We start from the raw sequence: 16,938 nt of genomic DNA, 5'->3' as shown, positions 1-16,938 counted from the left end.
CGATCCGCGCCGGGTCTCACGGTGCCGCCACGCGGCTGGCCGGGGAACTGCCTTCCTGCCCCTGCCAGAGAGTCTGGTATGCCGCCAGCAGTTTGGGTACCTCGTGGTGCCAGGCCAGTTCGTTCAGCACGCGCTGCCGGCCGGCCGTGCCCATGCGCTGGCGCAGGGCCTCGTCGTCGAGCAGGAAGACAAGCTTGGCGGCGAGATCGACGCTGTCGTCGGGTTCGGCGTAGAGCGACGACTCCTGCGCCGAGAAGCGCCCCTCGGTCAGGTCGAACTGGACAATGGGCTTGCCCAGCGCCATGTATTCCATGATCTTGTTCATCGTCGACTTGTCGTTCATCGCGCTGGCGGTGTCGGGATTGACGCAGACATCGGCGGTATTGAGCATGGCCAGCATCTCCTCGTCGCTGACCCGGCCGGTGAAGGTGACGTAGTCGGCGACGCCGAGGCTGGCCGCCAGTTTCTTCATGGCTTCGAGCGAGGTGCCGCCGCCGACCAGGCCAAAATGGATGTCCTGGCGCCGGTGCACGTAGACGATGTGGTGCACGGCGTGCAGCAGATGGTCGATGCCTTCCTGCTTGCCCATCACGCCGACGTAGCCGACCAGGTAGCGGCGGCCGCGCTTCAGTTCGTCGTGCGGCGGGCCGATGCGCAGGCGCTCCAGGCTGGGCCCGCTGCGCACCACGAAAACGCGGTCGGGCGACATGCCGCCGCGTTCGATGGCGATGCAGCGATACGACTGGTTGGTGGCGATTGACACGTCGGCCGTCTTGAAGGACCAGCGCTCGAAGCGCAGCAGCAGGCGGTAGAAGGTGTCGCGGCGGCCGAACTTGGCCTCGTAGAGTTCTGGATTGATGTCGTGGTGGTCGAACAGGAACTTTTTGCCGAAGGCCTTGAAAAAAATACCGATCAGGAAGAACAGGTCGGGCGGATTGCAGGCGTGGATGACGTCGAAGCCGCGGCCGACGAAGACCTTCCAGCTGAGCAGGAAGGTCTGCAGCAGCGCCGTCGTGTATTCCAGCGCGTAGCCGAGCGGCCCTTCGGCCTCGACCGGCAGGTGGTAGCGGTGGATGTGGATCTGCTCGACGATCTCGAACTTCTTCTCATAGCCGCGCCCGGTCGGGCAGATGATGGTGACCTGGTAGCCGGCGGCGCGCAGCGTCGTCGCTTCCTGCCAGACGCGGCGGTCGAAGGGGCTGGGCAGGTTCTCGACCAGGATCAGCACGCGCTTGCCGGCGCTGGGCCGCAACTTGTCGGTATTGGTTTCGGGCCGCGCCTGGGTCCGCCCGCCGCCGAGGCCGGACGAATTGCCGGAAAGCGCCGGCTGGCGGTCGCCGCGAAGGTAGATGTTGGCCATATTCGTTCTCTCCTACCAGCAGATGCCTTCGTACACCCCGGCCACGCTGCGCGAATCGCTGATGCGCACCAGGTCGACGATGTTCTGGTGCGCGTCGAGGCGGCTGGCGATGTCGCGGAACTCCGCCTCGGCGTTGCCGATCACGATGGTCTCGGCGTGGGCGAGGATCTCGTCGATGTCGGACACCATCAGGCGCGAGATGTGGGGGATGTGGTTCAGGATGTAGTCGCGGTTGGCGCCATGCACGCTGGCCAGCCGGACGTTGCGGTCGTAGATGCGCAGGTCGTAGCCCTTGCCGATCAGGCGTTCGGTCAGCTCGACGACCGGGCTTTCGCGCAGGTCGTCGGTCCCCGGCTTGAAGCTGAAGCCGAGGATGCCGACCTTGCGGCGTCCCTTGTCCATCACCGCCCGCACGCCGCGCTCGATCTGCGCCTGATTGCTGGGCAGGATGGCGGCCAGGATGGGCAGCGCGATGTCCAGGGTCTGCGCCTTGTGCAGCATGGCGCGCAGGTCCTTGGGCAGGCAGGAGCCGCCGAAGGCGAAGCCGGGCTTCAGGTAGTTGGGCGAAATGTTGAGCTTGGTGTCCTGGCAGAAGATGTCCATCAGGCGGTGGGCGTCGATATCGACGCCCTTGCACAGGTTGCCGATCTCGTTGGCGAAGCCGATCTTCAGGGCGTGCCAGGCGTTGTCGGCGTATTTCACCATCTCGGCGGTCTCGATGTCGGTGCGGATCACCGGCCCCGGCATGTCCGCGTACAGGCTGGCCAGGATGTCGCCGCTCGACTTGCCGAGTTCGCCGATCACCGTCTTGGGGGGATGGTAGTAGTCGTAGACGGCGGTCCCCTCGCGCATGAACTCCGGGTTGATGCAGACCCCGAAATCGGCGCCGGCGTGCCGGCCGGAAGTCGCCTCCAGGGTCGGGATCACCACCTCGCGCATGGTGCCGGGCAGCATGGTGCTGCGCACGACGACGATGGGCGCATTCTCCTGGTTGCGCAGCACCTCGCCGATCTGCTCGCAGGCGCGCTGCACGTAGCGCGTGTCGAGGCCGCCGTTGGGCAGGCTGGGCGTGCCGACGCACAGGATCAGCATGTCGGAATAGGGGATGGCGGCGGCGACATTGACCGTGGCGCACAGACGGCCGTTGGCCACCTGCTCCTCGATGATCTCGCCTATGCCCTGCTCGATGATCGGGCTGCGCCCGGCGTTGATGATGTCGACCTTGGTCTGCTCGGGGTCGATGCCGATCACTTCGTGTCCCTCCTGGGCCAGGCAGGCGGCCGACACCGCACCGACATAACCGAGACCGAGAACGCAGATTTTCATGGCCAACCTCCCTGTGACGGCGTGTGCGGCCCGGGCGGACGCGCGATGGGTTCACGATGCGAGCCTTGTTTGAAGGCCATGCCCGGCATCGGCGGCCGGCCGCTAGTCCGAGCGGCGCATGGCTGCCAGGGGGGAGGCGCTGATTGATTCGGACAGGGCATTCCCGCGTCCCGTGGGGACGACGAAGCAGCCGGCATTTCCCTCAGCACTCGATGCGGGTGCACAGGTAGGTATTGCTGTTGAGAATGGCCGACCAGCGGAAAGTCGTGGTCGGCTCCTTTTCGTCGAAACGGCGCGACACCCAGCCGAGGATGGGCGACCGGCTGCCGCGGTGCAGCGTCAGGCGGCTGCCCGGCAGGCTGGGCAGCCGCAGCAGCAGACTGCGGTCGGCGATGGACAGGCGGTAGCCATCGGCCGTCGCCTCGATCCGGCACTGTTCGCTGCAATGGAAGAACAGCTCGACCAGGTGCCAGCCGCGCATGTGGAAACGGTCTTCGATGTCGATGCGGCGCGCCGCCTTGTCGAGCGTGATGCGGCGCTGATGCACCACCGGATCGGCCAGCCGCCGGTAGCCGTCGTGCCAGCCCTCGCAGATGTCCTTGTCCGGCGTGCTCTGCCAGTCGCTGCACTGGGCGTTGGCGTGGCGCAGCCACATGAAGTTGCCGCCGGGAACCGACTGGTCCTCGTCGTCCACCCGTGCCGTGTTGTGCGCCGCCGTGCCGCGGAAATAGTGCCGCCATTCGGCCTCGGTATGGTAGGCGTAAGTGCCGGGGTCAATCAGGAATTCCCGGCCGCCCACGGACAGCGTGAAGGACAGCGCGTCGGCATGGCCGTGGGCAGCCAGGCGGCCGAAACCGAGCGGCCCGGCGTCGGCGACCAGGCGGATCTCGTCGGGTGACTCGAAAGCGCAGCCCAGGATGTAGTAGCCGCCCTGCGGGAAAGCCTGGCGAACGGGCAGGCTCGACTGGCCGGGAGGAAGCGGCGGCAGGGCGGCGAAGCGGGCCTCGGCGCCGGGGCCGAGCAGCCAGCGCGTCCGCTCGTCGAGGACGCCGGCCTTGGTCCGCAAGTCGCTGCGCCCGAACAGCACGGCGCCGGTGGCGAGCAGCGAGCGGCAGCGGGCATCGGGATCGGCACCCGGCGACAGGCCGAGCACCACGCCGTCGTCGGCATCGCCGATCATGGGCAGATGGCCGCCGACATCCATCAACGAGGCGAGGAAGGCCAGCATTTTCTCGATGATGTCCTGGTAGCCCGATGAAAATTCGATGTTCGCGGCCCGCCCGACGAGCAGCGGCACGAGCAACAGATCGAGCACGAACAGCTGGTAGGCCGTGCTCTGCTCGCGGTTCACGCCGTCCGGCGCGTTCTGGCGCACCGCCTCGTGCTCCAGCACGGCCCGCGCCGTGCCTTGCCACTCGGCGGCGGCCGGCCAGTGCGGCCAGGTCAGCGCCGCGACGAAGAGGCCGGCCGCCTCGCCGATCAGGTGGTTGTTGGCCGACGAATCGTGCGAGAAATAGCCGCGGATGAAGGCGGCGTGGTGATAAACGGAATCCAGCCAGCGGCGGCGGAAGGCGGCACCCGCCGCCGGCCCGAACAGCGGCGAGGCAGCGCCGCCCAGCAGGTGCCAGGTGGCCGACCAATTAAGCAGGCGCAGGGCGGCTTCCAGCGCGCTGGTCCAGTTCGGGCCGCGGCCGGGCGGGCATTCCGCGAACCAGCTTTCCAGGTGATAGACGATGGTTTCGAAATAAGCGGTCTCGCCGCTCAGCGCCCAGGCCTGGCCCAGGGTCACCAGGTGCAGGTGGCGGTTGGGCTCCCACAGGTACTTGATGTCGCCGACCCGGCGCGGGTCGCGGTAGTCGAGCAGCTTGCCGAAGCTGGCCGGCGCCTCGACGCCGCTTTTCGGGTCGCGGTTCCAGGCCGGCGGCGTGCCGAGATCAATGTCGTGCAGCGCGAAGATGTCGAAACGGCCGGCCACCAGGCGGTCGGCCGCCGCCAGGCAGGGTGCCGGATCGGTGTCCGGCGGCAGGTCTAGCCAGGGGCGGCCGCGCCGTCCGAGGTCGGGGGCCGGTGCAACGGCCTGGCCGCGCCACCCGAGGCGCTCGCTTTCACTTTCCAGCCGGCGCAGCAGGCGGTGGCCGACTTCAGCCGGCGACATGCAACGCAGGCGGTTGAGGCGCCACAGCAGCCAGCCTGGCAGAGACGGCAGCGCCCGCCGGGCCTGCCGCAGGCGCGGGTATTTGATGATGCTGCCGGAGGGCGAGGGCACGGGTCCCTGGTCGCTGCTGCCATCCATCGCTTCCTCCTTCCCCGCGGACTTCTTATGGGCGGCTGGCTGCGCCGCTGCAGCGCGGGCTGGCGAACTCGGTGTAGAGCCGCGTGAATTCCTGGGTCAGACGCTGCACGGAGTAGGCACTGGCCACCCGCTGCCGGCTGGCGGCACCCATCCGCGCGACCAGGCCGGGATCGGTGGCGAGGCTGGCGATGGCCCGGGCGATCGAAGGAACGTCGCGCGGCGGCACGAAGTAGCCGTGCTGATGCTCGATCACGACATCGGGGATGGCGCCGACCGGAGTCACGATGGCCGGCATGCCGGCTGCCATGCATTCGAGCAAAGCGTAGGGCAGACCCTCGGAATAGCTGGGCAGTAGCAGCACGTCGTTCTGCGCCAGCAGGGCCGGCTTGGCGTCGCCGACTACCGGGCCGACGAAGTGGATATAACGCTCCAGACCGAGCTGGCAGGCCTTGTTGCGCAAGGCAGCGGCATCCGGGCCGGCGCCGGCGATGGTGAGCTGCGCGGCGACCCCGTGCACCTGGGCCATGCGCAGGCCGCTCAGGGCCTCGTACAGGCCCTTTTCGCGGCACAGACGGCCGATGTAGAGCAGCTTCAGCGGCCGCCCGGCGAGCGGCGGCCGTTCGAGACCGAGATAAGGCCGCGGATCGATGGCATTGGCGAGGTGCATGACAGGCTGGCCGGGTACCAGGCGCTGCCAGCTCTCCAGTTCGCTGCGCGACAGCACGACGACGAGGTCGGGCAGGCGCAGTGCGGCGCGCAACAGCGGTGCGAAGATGCCGGCGGCGGCCGAAAAGCGCTGCAGGTTGCCGCCATGCACCTGGCACAGGACGGGCACGCCGCACAGGCGCGCCACCAGCATGTAGGCGAAGTCGCGCCAATATGCGCGGCGATTGAGCGAGGTATTGACGTGCATGACCTCGATCTTGCCGGCGAGCAGCGTCGCGGCTAGCGCGAAGGGGCTGTCGGCCAGGCGCAGCACGCGGGCGAGAGCGTTCTCGGTGCGCCCCTCGCTGCCCACCTGGAAATGGTGCAGTTGGAAGCGGCTGCGCAGGCTGGAGGAAAACAGCAGGTTGAGATGGGTGCTGACACCGCTGATCGCCGACCGGTCCGGGCCGAGGATGAGGACGGCGGGAGGGTGCTCGGTGTCGGAATGGGACTGGGCCATGATCAGAGCCGCCAGACCTGGATGCCCGACTGGCGGAAGGGCACCGGGTCGAGTAGTGCCTTGACGTCGATCAGGCAGCCGCCGGGTGCGATCTTGTGCAGGTAGTCGGACGCCGGCAGGGCGACGAACTGGGCATGGGCGACGGCGAGCACCAGCGCCTCGGCGGCGGGCAGGGCATCCCACGGGGAGAGGCGGATCCCGTATTCGTGCCACACCGTCTCGGGGTCGGCATGCGGATCGTGCACGCAGGCCTGGACGCCGAACCCGGCCAGCTCGCGGATGATGTCCACGACCTTGGAATTGCGGATGTCGGCGCAGTTTTCCTTGAATGACAGGCCGAGGATATTGACCTGCGCGCCCTTGACGTTGCGCCCGGCGTGGATCATCTGCTGGATGGTCTTGCGCGCGATGTAGGCGCCCATGCCATCGTTGATGCGCCGCCCGGCGAGGATGACCTGCGGGTGGTAGCCGACGCGCTCGGCCTTGTGCGTCAGGTAGTAGGGATCGACGCCGATGCAGTGGCCGCCGACCAGGCCGGGCCGGAAGGGCTGGAAATTCCACTTGGTGCCGGCCGCCTGGAGCACTTCGCTGGTATCGATGCCGAGGCGGTGGAAAATGATGGCCAGCTCGTTGATGAAGGCGATGTTGAGGTCGCGCTGGGTGTTCTCGATGACCTTGGCGGCCTCGGCGACCTGGATAGTCGAGGCGCGGAAGACGCCGGCCGGGATCACGCTCTCGTAGAGGGCGGCGATCCGCTCCAGGGTGGCGGCATCGTCGCCGGAAACGACCTTGGTGATGTTGGTGAAGCGGTGTTCGCGGTCGCTCGGGTTGATGCGCTCCGGCGAATAGCCGATGTGGAATTCGCGTTTCCAGCGCAGGCCGGAATGCTGTTCGAGCAGCGGCATGCAGATTTCCTCGGTGGCGCCGGGGTAGACCGTCGATTCGTAGATCACCGTGGCGCCCGGCTTCATGTACTCGCCGACCAGCGCGCTGGCCCCTTGCAGCGGGCCGAAATCCGGCCGGTGGGCGCTATCCACCGGCGTCGGCACGGCGACGATGATGAAATCGGCCAGCCGCAGCTGCTCGGGTTCGCTCGTGAAATGCAGGAAGATGGCCTGGTCGAGGTCGGCGGTCGTCATCTCGCCGGTGGCGTCGACATGGCGAATCAGGCTATTGATGCGGGCCGGGGCAATGTCGAAGCCTATGGTCGGCCGGCTGCGGCCGAAAGCGACGGCAACCGGCAGCCCGACATAGCCGAGGCCGACGACGGCGACCGTCGCCAGGCGTATATCGACTGCTTCCGCTTCTGCCGCCTGCTCCGTGGCCGCTGCGCTTTCGCTGTTTTCCTGGGTGAGCAACATGCCGATCTCCTTGCCTGCGGGCGAAGCGCCGCTTTGTCGGCGCTTCCAGGAGCCGATTTTCAGGATGCCTTGTGATCCAGCACCGAGCCGGCATGGTCCGAACGGACTATGGCTATCCGTTCAGTCCAGATGCACATAGGTTCCCGGCGCGTCGAACAGCGGCACGATGCCGTATTCGGCTGCTCCGATCGGCGGGGCCGCCTTCTTGCCGGTCGAGTGCTCGACCAGCCACTGTTGCCAGGCCGGCCACCACGACCCCTCGGTCAGCGGCGCCGTGTCGTACCAGCGGGCCGGGTGCATGTAGGGGTGGTTGGCATCGTGGAAGGTCATCCGGTAGCTGCGCCGCGTCCGCCCCGGCTCGCTGATGATGCCGGCGTTGTGGCCGCCGCTGGTGAGCAGGAAGGTGATGTCGGTGTCGGTGTATAGATGCACCTTGTACACCGAGCGCCACGGCGCGATGTGGTCCTTCTCGGTGCCCACCGCGAAGATCGGCACGTCGATGTCGGTCAGCGCGATGCCTTCGCCATCCACCATGTAGCGCCCCTCGGCCAGGTCGTTGTTGAGGAACAGGCTGCGCAGGTACTCCGAGTGCATACGGAAGGGCAGGCGGGTCGAATCGGCGCTCCACGCCATCAGGTCGAACATCGGCTGGCGCTCGCCTTCCAGGTACTCGTCGACCACCCGCGACCAGATCAGGTCCTTCGAGCGGATCAGGTTGAAGGCGGCGGAGAGCTGGCCTTTGTCGAGGTAGCCCTGCTCGGCCATCATGTTCTCGAGGAAGGTGAGTTGCGCCTCGTCGATGAAGAGCAGCAATTCGCCGGCCTCCTCGAAATCCACCTGGGCAGCGAGCAGCGTGACGCTGGCCAGGCGCCGGTCGCCGCTGCGCGCCAGGGTGGCGGCGACCAGCGAGAGCAGGGTGCCGCCCAGGCAATAGCCGACGGCATGGACCGGACGTCCGGGCAGCAACTTCTTCACGGTGTCGAGTGCTGCCATGATGCCCTCGCGGGCGTAGTCGTCCATGCCGAAATCGCGCTCGTCCTTGCCCGGATTGATCCAGGAGATCATGAACACGGTGTGGCCGTGCTCGATCAGGTAACGGACCAGCGAATTCTCGGGCGACAGGTCGAGGATGTAGTACTTCATGATCCAGGCCGGTACGATGAGCAGCGGTTCGGCATAGACCTCGGCGGTCTGCGGCGTGTACTGGATCAGCTCCATCAGGCGGTTGCGGTAGATCACCTTGCCCGGCGTCAGGGCCACGCCCTGGCCGGGCAGGTAGCGCTCGGCTCCCACCGGCTTGGCGCCGCTGCGCTGGCGGAAGAAATCCTCCATGGCATTGACCGCGCCCTTGACCAGATTGGCGCCGCCCTGTTCCAGCGTCAGCCGGAGAACCTCCGGGTTGCTCCACGGGAAATTGGACGGCGAGCAGGTGTCGGTCAACTGGCGGGCGAGGAAGGCCAGCAGGTCGCGATGGTGCTGGCTGACGCCCTGCACGGTCGAGGTGGTCAGCTGCCACCATTCCTCGCCGAGCAGGAAGGCCTCGGCATAGACGTTGAACGGCCAGCGGTTCCAGCCGTCGGCCCGGAAGCGGGCATCGCCGTGGCGCCGCTCGGCGCAATTCTCGGGATTGGCGGAGAGGACGCATTCGCTCATGAAATCACGCAGATAGACGCTTTTCTCCACGGCATTGAGCAGCAGGTCCCGCTGCTTGCCCGGCTGAGCCGCCAGGTGGGCGACCCAGTCGATCCAGGCGAGCATCAGGGCGGTCGGCGCGACGCCGCCGGTCAGCCGCCCGACCCAGGAATGCATCACGCGGTCGACATCGGTGGTGCGCAGCACCGGGCCGATCTTGGGCGCAATGCGCTTGACGCTGTAGCCAGTACCCTCGCCGCTCAGGGGCAGGGTGTGGGCCGGCACCTCGCCGCTGGCCAGCGCCAGATAGCCGCTGGCCCCGGATTCGGCGAAAGGCGCCGGGCTGGCCCGGCGGGTATCGGATGGACGATTCATCGGCAATGCTCCTCTAGGACGGATACACGATCCCGGAGGCAGCAAAGGCCATTCCCATGCCGGCGGCGCCGGCGGTCGGAACGCCCCTTGCTTGGGCAGGAGCATGGAATCGCACAGCAGCAGTACCGTTTACCGGGGGATTTTCGCCGACCGCCAGGAAGCCGGCCGCCGGCTGGCCGGCGCGCTGATGCGCTACCGGGACGAAAAGCCGGTGGTGGTGGCCCTGTTCCGCGGCGGCGTGCCGGCCGGCTACGAGATCGCCCGCGCGCTGGGCGCGCCGCTCGATGTGCTATTCGTCCGCAAGCTGCGGGCGCCGGGCGTTTCCGTGCCGGACCCGAGCCACGCCTCGCCGGGCGCCGTCGCCGATGGCGCCACGCCGCAGCGCTTTGTCGACCCGGCAGTCGTCGAGCGCCTGCATATCGACCAGGACTACCTCGACAGCGAGACGCGCATCCAGCTCAAGATCATCGAGGAGCAGCAGCGCCGCTATCGCGGCCAACGCCTGCCGCTGGAACTGACCGGACACACCGTCATCGTCGTCGACGACGGCATCGCCACCGGCAACACGGTGCGCGCCGGACTCCAGGCGATCAGGGCGGGCGAGGCGCGGCATTGCGTGCTCGCCGTACCGGTCGCCCCGTTGCGTACGCTGCTGACCCTGGTCGGCGAGGTCGAGGACAGCGTCTGCCTGCTGATGCCCAATGACTTCCAGTCGGTGGATTTCTACTATGCCGACTTTGCGCCGATTCCCGATGAAAACCTGTTCGAAATGCTCTACAAGGGCTGCAGCCCGGCCGGCCAAGCCGCTACCGGCCGCGGCCTGCGCTGGGAAGGCTAGTTGTGTTATTAGCTGCTGGCTGATTTATTCGAAACTGTCATTCCCGCAGAGGCGGGAATGACGAATAACTAGTAGCTAACAACTAATAACCAACTACTGCTTGTTCTGGTCCTCGAAATCGCGGATCTGGCGCTCGGCCTCGTCCTTCGTGATTCCATAGGCTTCCTGGATCTTGCCGGCCAGTTCGGTGCGGCGGCCGGCGATGACATCGAGCTGGTCGTCGGTGAGATTGCCCCACTGCGCCTTGACCTTGCCCTTGAACTGCTTCCAGTTGCCTTCGACGATATCCCAGTTCATGTGCGACTCCTTCCATGCGATTGCCGGCCGGCGGACGCCGGGCCGGACTGTGAAAACGCCCTAGCGAATGACACGGATGATACGGGCGCTGGCCTCGGGCTGCATGTCCGTCGCGTCGCTGTGCGAACCGGACGTCGAGTGACCCTTGTTCATGCCCGCCTTGGCATCGGCCTTGGCTGCCGTTTCCTCGGCCTTGGCCTTCTTCACGCAGACGTCCTTGGCGTTGCCGGACTGGTCGTCGCAGCGTTCCTTGGCCACATCGTAGGCCGCTTCGGCCTTCGCCGCCTCGACGTTGTACTCGGCCTTGGCGCCGGGTTTGTAGCGGGCGTCCAGTTCGGCCTCGGAAACCTTCTTCTCGCCCTTGGCCTCGGCGACGCAGATGTCCTTCTGGTTGCCGGCCAGCGAATCGCAGCTCGCCTTGGCCGTCTTGTAGTTGGCCTCGATACGTTCCTTGCTGGCCTTGTAGTCGCTGCGCGACATGCCCTCCTGGGCTGTGGCGCCGAGGCTGACCAGCAGCCCGAGGAAGAGCATGCTGGCGGTTTGGTCGAACGAATTCATTGCGCTCTCCTTCAGGACATGGACCGCCCCAGTCTAGGAGTCCGCCAACTGCTGTCTGTCCGCTGGCGCACAGACAGCGCTGGGGGAGTCCCTAGCATTCGACCTACCGTCCATATCACGCAAGGAACAAGACATGAAATCACCTCTCGCCATCTGCCTGGGCCTCGGCATCATGCTGGCCCCCATGGTTGCCGGAGCGGCCGACGCTGATACCGACCGCAGTTCGGCCCGGACCTATGTCAAGGACTCGGCCATCACCGCCAAGGTCAAGGCGCGGCTGGCCAGCGACAAAATGAGCAGCCTGGCCAAGATCAAGGTCGATACCGACCGTGACGGCGTGGTTTATCTGAGCGGCACGGTCGCCAGCCAGAGCGAGGCGGAGCGGGCCATCACCGTCGCCCGCGAAACCGAGGGCGTACGCACCGTGCAGAGCGACCTGAAGGTCAGCCCGTCGAAATGACCGGTTCTTGATCCCGCTCCCGCCGCCGGGCGGGAATGCAACTTGCCCGCCTGAACGGCGAACGAGCGCCGACCCGCGCCGCCGGCGCTTTCCGGCCTGCGGCGGTCGGCCGACCGAGCCGGGAGCCCTCATGGCACGCGTGATCTGGAAAGGCGCAGTAAGCTTCGGACTGGTACATATCCCGGTCGCCCTGGTGCCGGCCACCGTGCAGCGCGGCATCGATTTCGACTGGATCGACCGGCGCAGCATGGACCCCGTCGGCTACAAGCGGATCAACAAGACGACCGGTGCCGACATCGCGGGCGAAGACATCGTGCGTGGCGTGCAGTACGAAAAACACCGCTACGTCGTGCTCGACGACGACGAAATCCGCGCCGCCTACCCGGCCGCGACGCGTACCGTCGATATCGTCGCCTTCGTCGACGCCGATGAAATCCCGCCCATCCATTTCGACACCCCGTACTACCTCGCCCCGGAAGCGCGCGGCGAAAAGGTCTACGCCCTGCTCAGGGAAGCGCTGGCCGACAGCGGCCAGGCCGGGCTGGCCAAGGTGGTGCTGCGCAACACCCAGCACCTCGCCGTGCTGATGCCGCTTGGCCCCGGCCTGCTGCTCAACACCCTGCGCTGGCCCGAGGAAGTCCGCGATCTCGCCGAACTGGCCCTGCCCGAAGCCGTCACCCAGGCCAAGCTCGACCCGCGCGAACTGGACATGGCCCGCCGGCTGATCGCCGACATGCGCGAGGACTGGGAGCCGTCCCATTACAAAAACGAGTTCGCCGCGCAGATCATGGCCCTGGTCGAGCGCAAGGCGCGCCAGGGCAAGCTCGAGACGGTGGGCGAAGCGGCGGAAGAAGGCGAGGAGGGCGCCGAAATCATCGACCTCGCCGACCTGCTGCGGCGTAGTCTGGGTCGCAAGGGCGGCAAGGAGAGCAAGGCCGCCGCGCCGGCCGGCCAGGACAGCTCCGGCGGGCGGCGCAGCCGGAAGAAGGCCGGCTGAGGCCGGCCCCGGTCGCACGGAAAAATCGGCATGGCTACAGCACGCGGCAAGGTCCGCGACAAAACTGGAACGGCGCCCGCCGAGGACTCTTTCCGTCTGCAGACGGAAACGGGGCACAAAGCCTCCCGCAGCAAAACCGAACCGGCACTGGCCGAATACCGGCGCAAGCGCGATTTCACGGCGACCCGCGAGCCGGCAGCCGGCCGGGCGCGAGGCCAGGCCATGGCGCCGCTCTACGTCGTGCAGAAGCATGCCGCCCGCCGCCTGCACTACGATTTCCGCCTCGAACTGGGCGGCACCCTGAAAAGCTGGGCAGTGCCCAAGGGGCCCAGCCTCGATCCGGCAGTGCGCCGGCTCGCCGTGCATGTCGAGGACCATCCGCTGGCCTACGCCGATTTCGAGGGCAGCATCCCGGCCGGCCATTACGGCGCCGGCGAGGTCATCGTCTGGGACCGCGGCGTCTGGGAGGCGGCCGATGCCGATCCTGCGGCCGCCTACCGCGCCGGCAAGCTCAAATTCCACCTGCTCGGCGAGAAGCTGTCCGGCGGCTGGACCCTGGTGCGCAGCCGGCTGCCCGGCAGCGGCGGCAAGGAGCAATGGCTGCTGATCAAGGAAAACGACGCCGCGGCGCGCCAGGCGGCCGACTACGACATCGTCGCCGCCCGCCCGGACAGCGTGCTCGGCCATGCCCCGCTGCCGGAACCGGATGCCAAGCCCGACAAGGCGGTGGCGGCAGCGCTTCCTGCCCGCCTGGCGCCGACCCTGGCCACTCTGGTCGCCACACCGCCGGCCGGCGACTGGCGCTACGAGGTCAAGTTCGACGGCTACCGCCTGCTGGCGCGGGTCGAGGACGGCGAAGCGCGCCTGTTCACGCGCAACGGCCTGGACTGGACTGCCAAACTGCCGGAAATCGCCGCCGCGCTGCGCGCCCTCGACCTGGCCCCGTCCTGGCTGGATGGCGAGATCATCGTGCCCGACGCCGCCGGCCGGCCCGATTTCCAGGCCCTGCAGAACGCCTTCGAGCGCGGCCGCAGCGCCGACATCGTCTATTGCCTGTTCGACCTGCCTTACCACGCCGGACTCGACCTGCGCGCCGTGCCGCTCGAACAGCGCCGCGCCCGCCTGGAAAGCCTGCTCGCCGGCAAGGACGACCGCCTGCGCTTTTCGACGGAGCTGCCGGCCGGCGGCGGCGACCTGTTGCGCAGCGCCTGCGCGCTCGGCCTCGAAGGCATCATCGGCAAGCGCGCCGGCAGTTCCTACGTCTCGCGGCGAAGCGCCGACTGGATCAAGCTCAAGTGCAAGCTGCGCCAGGAATTCGTCATCGGCGGCTACAGCGCGCCGCAAGGCGGGCGCAGCGGTTTCGGCGCGCTGCTCCTCGGCGTGCACGAGGCAAGCGGCGCCCTGCGCTACGCCGGCCGGGTGGGAACCGGCTTTTCGGAGGACCAATTGCATGCCCTGCACGCCCGAATGCAGCGCCTGGCGCAGCCGACGCCGCCTTTTTCGCCGCCGCCCGGCCGGCAGGAGTCGGCCGGCGCCACCTGGCTGGCCCCGGAACTGCTGTGCGAAGTCGAATTCGCGGCGTGGACGCGCGAGGGCCTGGTCCGCCAGGCGGTGTTCCGTGGCCTGCGCGCCGACAAGCCGGCGCAGGAGATCGTCCGCGAACGCCCGGCCGCCAATCCCGGACCCGCCGGCAAGCCGGGCCAGGGCAAGGTGGCGGGCATCGCCATCAGCCACGGCGAGCGCGTCATCGATGCGGAGAGCGGCACCACCAAGCGGGCGCTGGCCGAGTTCTACGACAGCATCGCGCCACACCTGCTGGCGCAGCTTGCCGGCCGCCCGCTATCGCTGCTCCGTGCACCGGAGGGCATCGCCGGCGAGCAGTTCTTCCAGCGTCATGCCGAGACCCTGGCCATTCCCGGCCTGCACCGTATCGCCACGGTGACTGACGACGAGCCGCTGATCGGCATCGACAGCCGACGGGCGCTGATCGGCGCGGTGCAGATGGGCACCGTCGAATTCCACAGCTGGAATACCGATTTCCGCCACATCGAACGGCCCGACCGCATCGTGCTTGACCTCGACCCGGACCCTGCGCTGCCTTGGGCGCGCATGGTCGAGGCGACCCACTTGGTGCTCGTCCTGCTCGACGAACTGGGCCTGGCCGCCTACCTGAAAACCAGCGGCGGCAAGGGCATGCACATCGTCGTGCCGCTCGCTGCCCGCCAGGAGTGGGAGCCGGTCAAGGCTTTCGCCAAGGGCATCGCGCAACACCTGGCGCGCCATCTGCCGCGCCAGTTCGTGGCCAGCATGGGACCGAAAAACCGCGTCGGGAAGATTTTTGTCGACTATCTGCGCAACCAGCAGGGCGCCAGCACGGTGGCCGCCTATTCGGTGCGGGCGCGGCCCGGCCTGCCGGTGTCGGTGCCGATCAGCCGCGACGAACTGGAAACGATAGACGGTGCCGCCGCCTGGAACGTGCACACGCTGGCCGCCCGCCTCGCCGGGCTGGCGACCGACCCGTGGGTGGGCTACGCCCACCGCCAGCGCCTGACCGACGCCATGCGCCAATCCCTGGGGCTGGCATGAGGCGGCAGGTGGCCGCCGGGCTGCTGGCCTGCTGCCTGATCGTCGACGGCTGCGCCGTGCCGCCGGCCGCCAGCGTGCCCATGCCCGCTCCGCCGGCCGGGGGGCAGTCCGGCAGTCCCGAGGCGGCTGTGCGCCGTCATCTCGCCCGTGAGGACAGCCAGGGCCTGCTCGCCCTGCATCTGGCCGAAACCCGCAAGGCGATCGCCGCGCCGCTGACCCTGGGCAACCACGCGCACCTGCTGGTCGACGGCCCGCAGACCCAGCAGGCCATGCTGCGCGCCGTTTCCGGTGCCCGCCGGCAGGTCGACCTGGAAACCTACCTGCTCGAACCGGGCGGCATCGGCGACGAACTGGCGGCGCTGCTCGTCGCCAAGGCCGCGGCGCAGGTCCGGGTCCGCGTGCTGTACGACGGCGTCGGCTCGATCGCCACGCCGGAAGCCTTTTTTGCGCGCCTGCGCGACGCCGGCATCCCGGTCTGCGCCTTCAATCCGGTCAGCCAGCCGAGCGCCGATGCCCGGCTCAGCGTCAACAACCGCGACCACCGCAAAATCCTCATCGTCGACCAGCAACTCGCCTTCACCGGCGGCATCAACATCAGCGGGACCTACACCTCGTCGCCCTTCCGCCGGCGCTACAAGGCGCCCAGTGCTGCCCCCGACCTGAAGACCGGCTGGCGCGACACGCATGTCGCCGTGCGCGGGCCGGTGGTCGGCCAGTTCCAGACCCTGTTCGATACCACCTGGCAGGACCAGCACTGTCCGCCGGGCGGCTTGCCGGAGGTTCCGCATCCAGCCACCCGCAGCGGCGGCATGGCGGTGCAGCTGGTGGCCGCCGACCCGCTGGCCGAACGCAGCGAACTCTACGTCGCGCTGCTCGCCGCCATCGCCCACGCCCACCACCGCATCTGGCTGACCTACGGCTACTTCGTGCCCGACCAGCGCATCGTCGACGCCCTGGCCGACGCCGCCCGGCGCGGGGTCGATGTCCGCCTCGTGCTTCCGGGATTCAGCGATTTCTGGGCGCCCCTGCATGCCGGGCGGGCGCACTACGCCGACCTGCTTGCCGGCGGCGTGCGCATTTTCGAATACCGCAATGCACTGCTCCACGCCAAGACAGCGACCGTGGACGGCGTGTGGTCGAGCGTCGGGTCGACCAACCTCGACTGGCGCAGCTTCGTGCATAACTACGAAGCCGATCTGCTCGTTCTCGACAGCGATTTCGCGGACGAGATGGAAGACCTGTTCGCCGCCGATCAGGCGGCTTCACAGGAAATCACGGCCGGCGCCTGGGCCCGGCGCAGTGTGGCCGACCGTCTGCGCGAATGGCTGGCCCAACGCTGGGAATACTTGCTTTAAGCCCTGCTTCAAGCTGCTTGGTGGCCACCGTTCAGGCCGCGCGCCGGCGGGTTCCGGACTCGCTTTCCTCCTCCGAGCTTTCCTGGCCTTGCCGGCCACGCTCGCTGCCTTCCTCTTCCTCGCCGCGCATCTCCTGCTCCATCGATTCGCCCTGCCGGCTCATCGCCTCGCGACTCTGCCGGGCGGCGCTGCGGAACTCCTCGCCGCTTTCACGCAGCGACGTAGTCGAGGCTTCAGAGAGCATTTCGGTGGCGCGGGAGATCTCATCCGCCTGCTGCCGCGACAGTTCCTTCAGCTCCTCGAGGCTCTGCGTGGCCTGCTGCTGGAATTCCTTG

The 16,938-nt window shown here is 67.9% G+C and carries 13 protein-coding genes and 1 pseudogene; 5 read left to right on the top strand and 9 right to left on the bottom strand.

Annotated features, from left to right (window positions below; translation table 11 throughout):
- Positions 1 to 16: 16 nt before the first annotated feature.
- From LZ012_RS16570 to LZ012_RS16545, 6 genes are all read right to left on the bottom strand, one after another.
- On the bottom strand, positions 17 to 1,360 hold the full coding sequence (locus LZ012_RS16570; RefSeq protein ID WP_275711996.1) for a glycosyltransferase family 4 protein: 1,344 nt from the start codon (positions 1,358 to 1,360) through the stop codon (positions 17 to 19).
- A 12-nt stretch (positions 1,361 to 1,372) separates the two neighbouring features.
- Positions 1,373 to 2,686 (bottom strand): nucleotide sugar dehydrogenase, encoded by a 1,314-nt coding sequence (locus LZ012_RS16565; protein ID WP_275711995.1) that lies wholly within the window; start codon positions 2,684 to 2,686, stop codon positions 1,373 to 1,375.
- Between the two features lie 202 nt (positions 2,687 to 2,888).
- Positions 2,889 to 4,979: a heparinase II/III family protein gene (locus tag LZ012_RS16560; RefSeq protein WP_275711994.1), complete on the bottom strand. Its 2,091-nt coding sequence runs from the start codon at positions 4,977 to 4,979 to the stop codon at positions 2,889 to 2,891.
- Between the two features lie 25 nt (positions 4,980 to 5,004).
- Positions 5,005 to 6,144 carry a glycosyltransferase family 4 protein gene (locus tag LZ012_RS16555; protein ID WP_275711993.1) on the bottom strand — a complete coding sequence of 380 codons (1,140 nt, stop codon included), beginning with the start codon at positions 6,142 to 6,144 and terminating at the stop codon, positions 5,005 to 5,007.
- Between the two features lie 2 nt (positions 6,145 to 6,146).
- Positions 6,147 to 7,427 (bottom strand): nucleotide sugar dehydrogenase, encoded by a 1,281-nt coding sequence (locus tag LZ012_RS16550; RefSeq protein ID WP_275712157.1) that lies wholly within the window; start codon positions 7,425 to 7,427, stop codon positions 6,147 to 6,149.
- Positions 7,428 to 7,625: 198 nt separating this feature from the next.
- Entirely contained in the window at positions 7,626 to 9,512 is a 1,887-nt protein-coding gene (locus tag LZ012_RS16545) for a PHA/PHB synthase family protein (RefSeq protein WP_275711992.1), read from the bottom strand.
- A gap of 103 nt (positions 9,513 to 9,615) precedes the next feature.
- Between LZ012_RS16545 and LZ012_RS16540 the strand changes: the two genes are divergently transcribed.
- Positions 9,616 to 10,350, top strand: coding sequence for a phosphoribosyltransferase (locus LZ012_RS16540; protein ID WP_275711990.1), 735 nt, complete (start codon positions 9,616 to 9,618; stop codon positions 10,348 to 10,350).
- Between the two features lie 93 nt (positions 10,351 to 10,443).
- Here the strand turns inward: LZ012_RS16540 and LZ012_RS16535 are convergent, their stop codons facing one another.
- Both LZ012_RS16535 and LZ012_RS16530 read right to left on the bottom strand, forming a co-directional pair.
- Positions 10,444 to 10,647, bottom strand: a complete 204-nt coding sequence (locus LZ012_RS16535) for a CsbD family protein (RefSeq protein ID WP_275711989.1) — start codon at positions 10,645 to 10,647, stop codon at positions 10,444 to 10,446.
- A 60-nt stretch (positions 10,648 to 10,707) separates the two neighbouring features.
- Positions 10,708 to 11,205 carry a hypothetical protein gene (locus LZ012_RS16530; protein WP_275711988.1) on the bottom strand — a complete coding sequence of 166 codons (498 nt, stop codon included), beginning with the start codon at positions 11,203 to 11,205 and terminating at the stop codon, positions 10,708 to 10,710.
- Positions 11,206 to 11,338: 133 nt separating this feature from the next.
- On the opposite strand from LZ012_RS16530, the gene LZ012_RS16525 reads away from it, so the two are divergent.
- The 4 genes from LZ012_RS16525 to LZ012_RS16510 all read left to right on the top strand — a co-directional run bounded on the left by LZ012_RS16525 (position 11,339) and on the right by LZ012_RS16510 (position 16,603).
- Positions 11,339 to 11,665 (top strand): BON domain-containing protein, encoded by a 327-nt coding sequence (locus tag LZ012_RS16525; RefSeq protein ID WP_275711987.1) that lies wholly within the window; start codon positions 11,339 to 11,341, stop codon positions 11,663 to 11,665.
- A gap of 130 nt (positions 11,666 to 11,795) precedes the next feature.
- Positions 11,796 to 12,662 (top strand): non-homologous end joining protein Ku, encoded by an 867-nt coding sequence (ku, locus tag LZ012_RS16520; protein ID WP_275711986.1) that lies wholly within the window; start codon positions 11,796 to 11,798, stop codon positions 12,660 to 12,662.
- 30 nt (positions 12,663 to 12,692) lie between these two features.
- Positions 12,693 to 15,248 carry a DNA ligase D gene (gene ligD / locus LZ012_RS16515; protein ID WP_275711985.1) on the top strand — a complete coding sequence of 852 codons (2,556 nt, stop codon included), beginning with the start codon at positions 12,693 to 12,695 and terminating at the stop codon, positions 15,246 to 15,248.
- Positions 15,245 to 16,603, top strand: a complete 1,359-nt coding sequence (locus LZ012_RS16510) for a phospholipase D-like domain-containing protein (protein ID WP_275711984.1) — start codon at positions 15,245 to 15,247, stop codon at positions 16,601 to 16,603. Before ligD ends, LZ012_RS16510 begins: the two co-directional genes overlap by 4 nt.
- A 31-nt stretch (positions 16,604 to 16,634) precedes the next feature.
- On the opposite strand, the pseudogene LZ012_RS16505 reads toward LZ012_RS16510, so the two are convergent.
- Positions 16,635 to 16,938: pseudogene (locus LZ012_RS16505) on the bottom strand (hypothetical protein); the annotation flags it as partial.

The organism is Dechloromonas hankyongensis (genome assembly GCF_022012295.1).
In the GTDB taxonomy this organism is placed as follows: Bacteria; Pseudomonadota; Gammaproteobacteria; order Burkholderiales; family Rhodocyclaceae; genus Azonexus; species Azonexus hankyongensis.
Note: the sequence above shows the minus strand (reverse complement) of the source record. Positions and strands in the feature narration are given on the sequence as shown.

Bases quoted from the DNA above. Each gene is read 5' to 3' on its own strand.
- LZ012_RS16570 (WP_275711996.1), bottom strand. From the start codon at position 1,360: ATGGCCAACATCTACCTTCGCGGCGACCGCCAGCCGGCGCTTTCCGGC.
- LZ012_RS16565 (WP_275711995.1), bottom strand. From the start codon at position 2,686: ATGAAAATCTGCGTTCTCGGTCTCGGTTATGTCGGTGCGGTGTCGGCC.
- LZ012_RS16560 (WP_275711994.1), bottom strand. From the start codon at position 4,979: ATGGATGGCAGCAGCGACCAGGGACCCGTGCCCTCGCCCTCCGGCAGC.
- LZ012_RS16555 (WP_275711993.1), bottom strand. From the start codon at position 6,144: ATGGCCCAGTCCCATTCCGACACCGAGCACCCTCCCGCCGTCCTCATC.
- LZ012_RS16545 (WP_275711992.1), bottom strand. From the start codon at position 9,512: ATGAATCGTCCATCCGATACCCGCCGGGCCAGCCCGGCGCCTTTCGCC.
- LZ012_RS16540 (WP_275711990.1), top strand. From the start codon at position 9,616: ATGGAATCGCACAGCAGCAGTACCGTTTACCGGGGGATTTTCGCCGAC.
- LZ012_RS16535 (WP_275711989.1), bottom strand. From the start codon at position 10,647: ATGAACTGGGATATCGTCGAAGGCAACTGGAAGCAGTTCAAGGGCAAG.
- LZ012_RS16530 (WP_275711988.1), bottom strand. From the start codon at position 11,205: ATGAATTCGTTCGACCAAACCGCCAGCATGCTCTTCCTCGGGCTGCTG.
- LZ012_RS16525 (WP_275711987.1), top strand. From the start codon at position 11,339: ATGAAATCACCTCTCGCCATCTGCCTGGGCCTCGGCATCATGCTGGCC.
- ku (WP_275711986.1), top strand. From the start codon at position 11,796: ATGGCACGCGTGATCTGGAAAGGCGCAGTAAGCTTCGGACTGGTACAT.
- ligD (WP_275711985.1), top strand. From the start codon at position 12,693: ATGGCTACAGCACGCGGCAAGGTCCGCGACAAAACTGGAACGGCGCCC.
- LZ012_RS16510 (WP_275711984.1), top strand. From the start codon at position 15,245: ATGAGGCGGCAGGTGGCCGCCGGGCTGCTGGCCTGCTGCCTGATCGTC.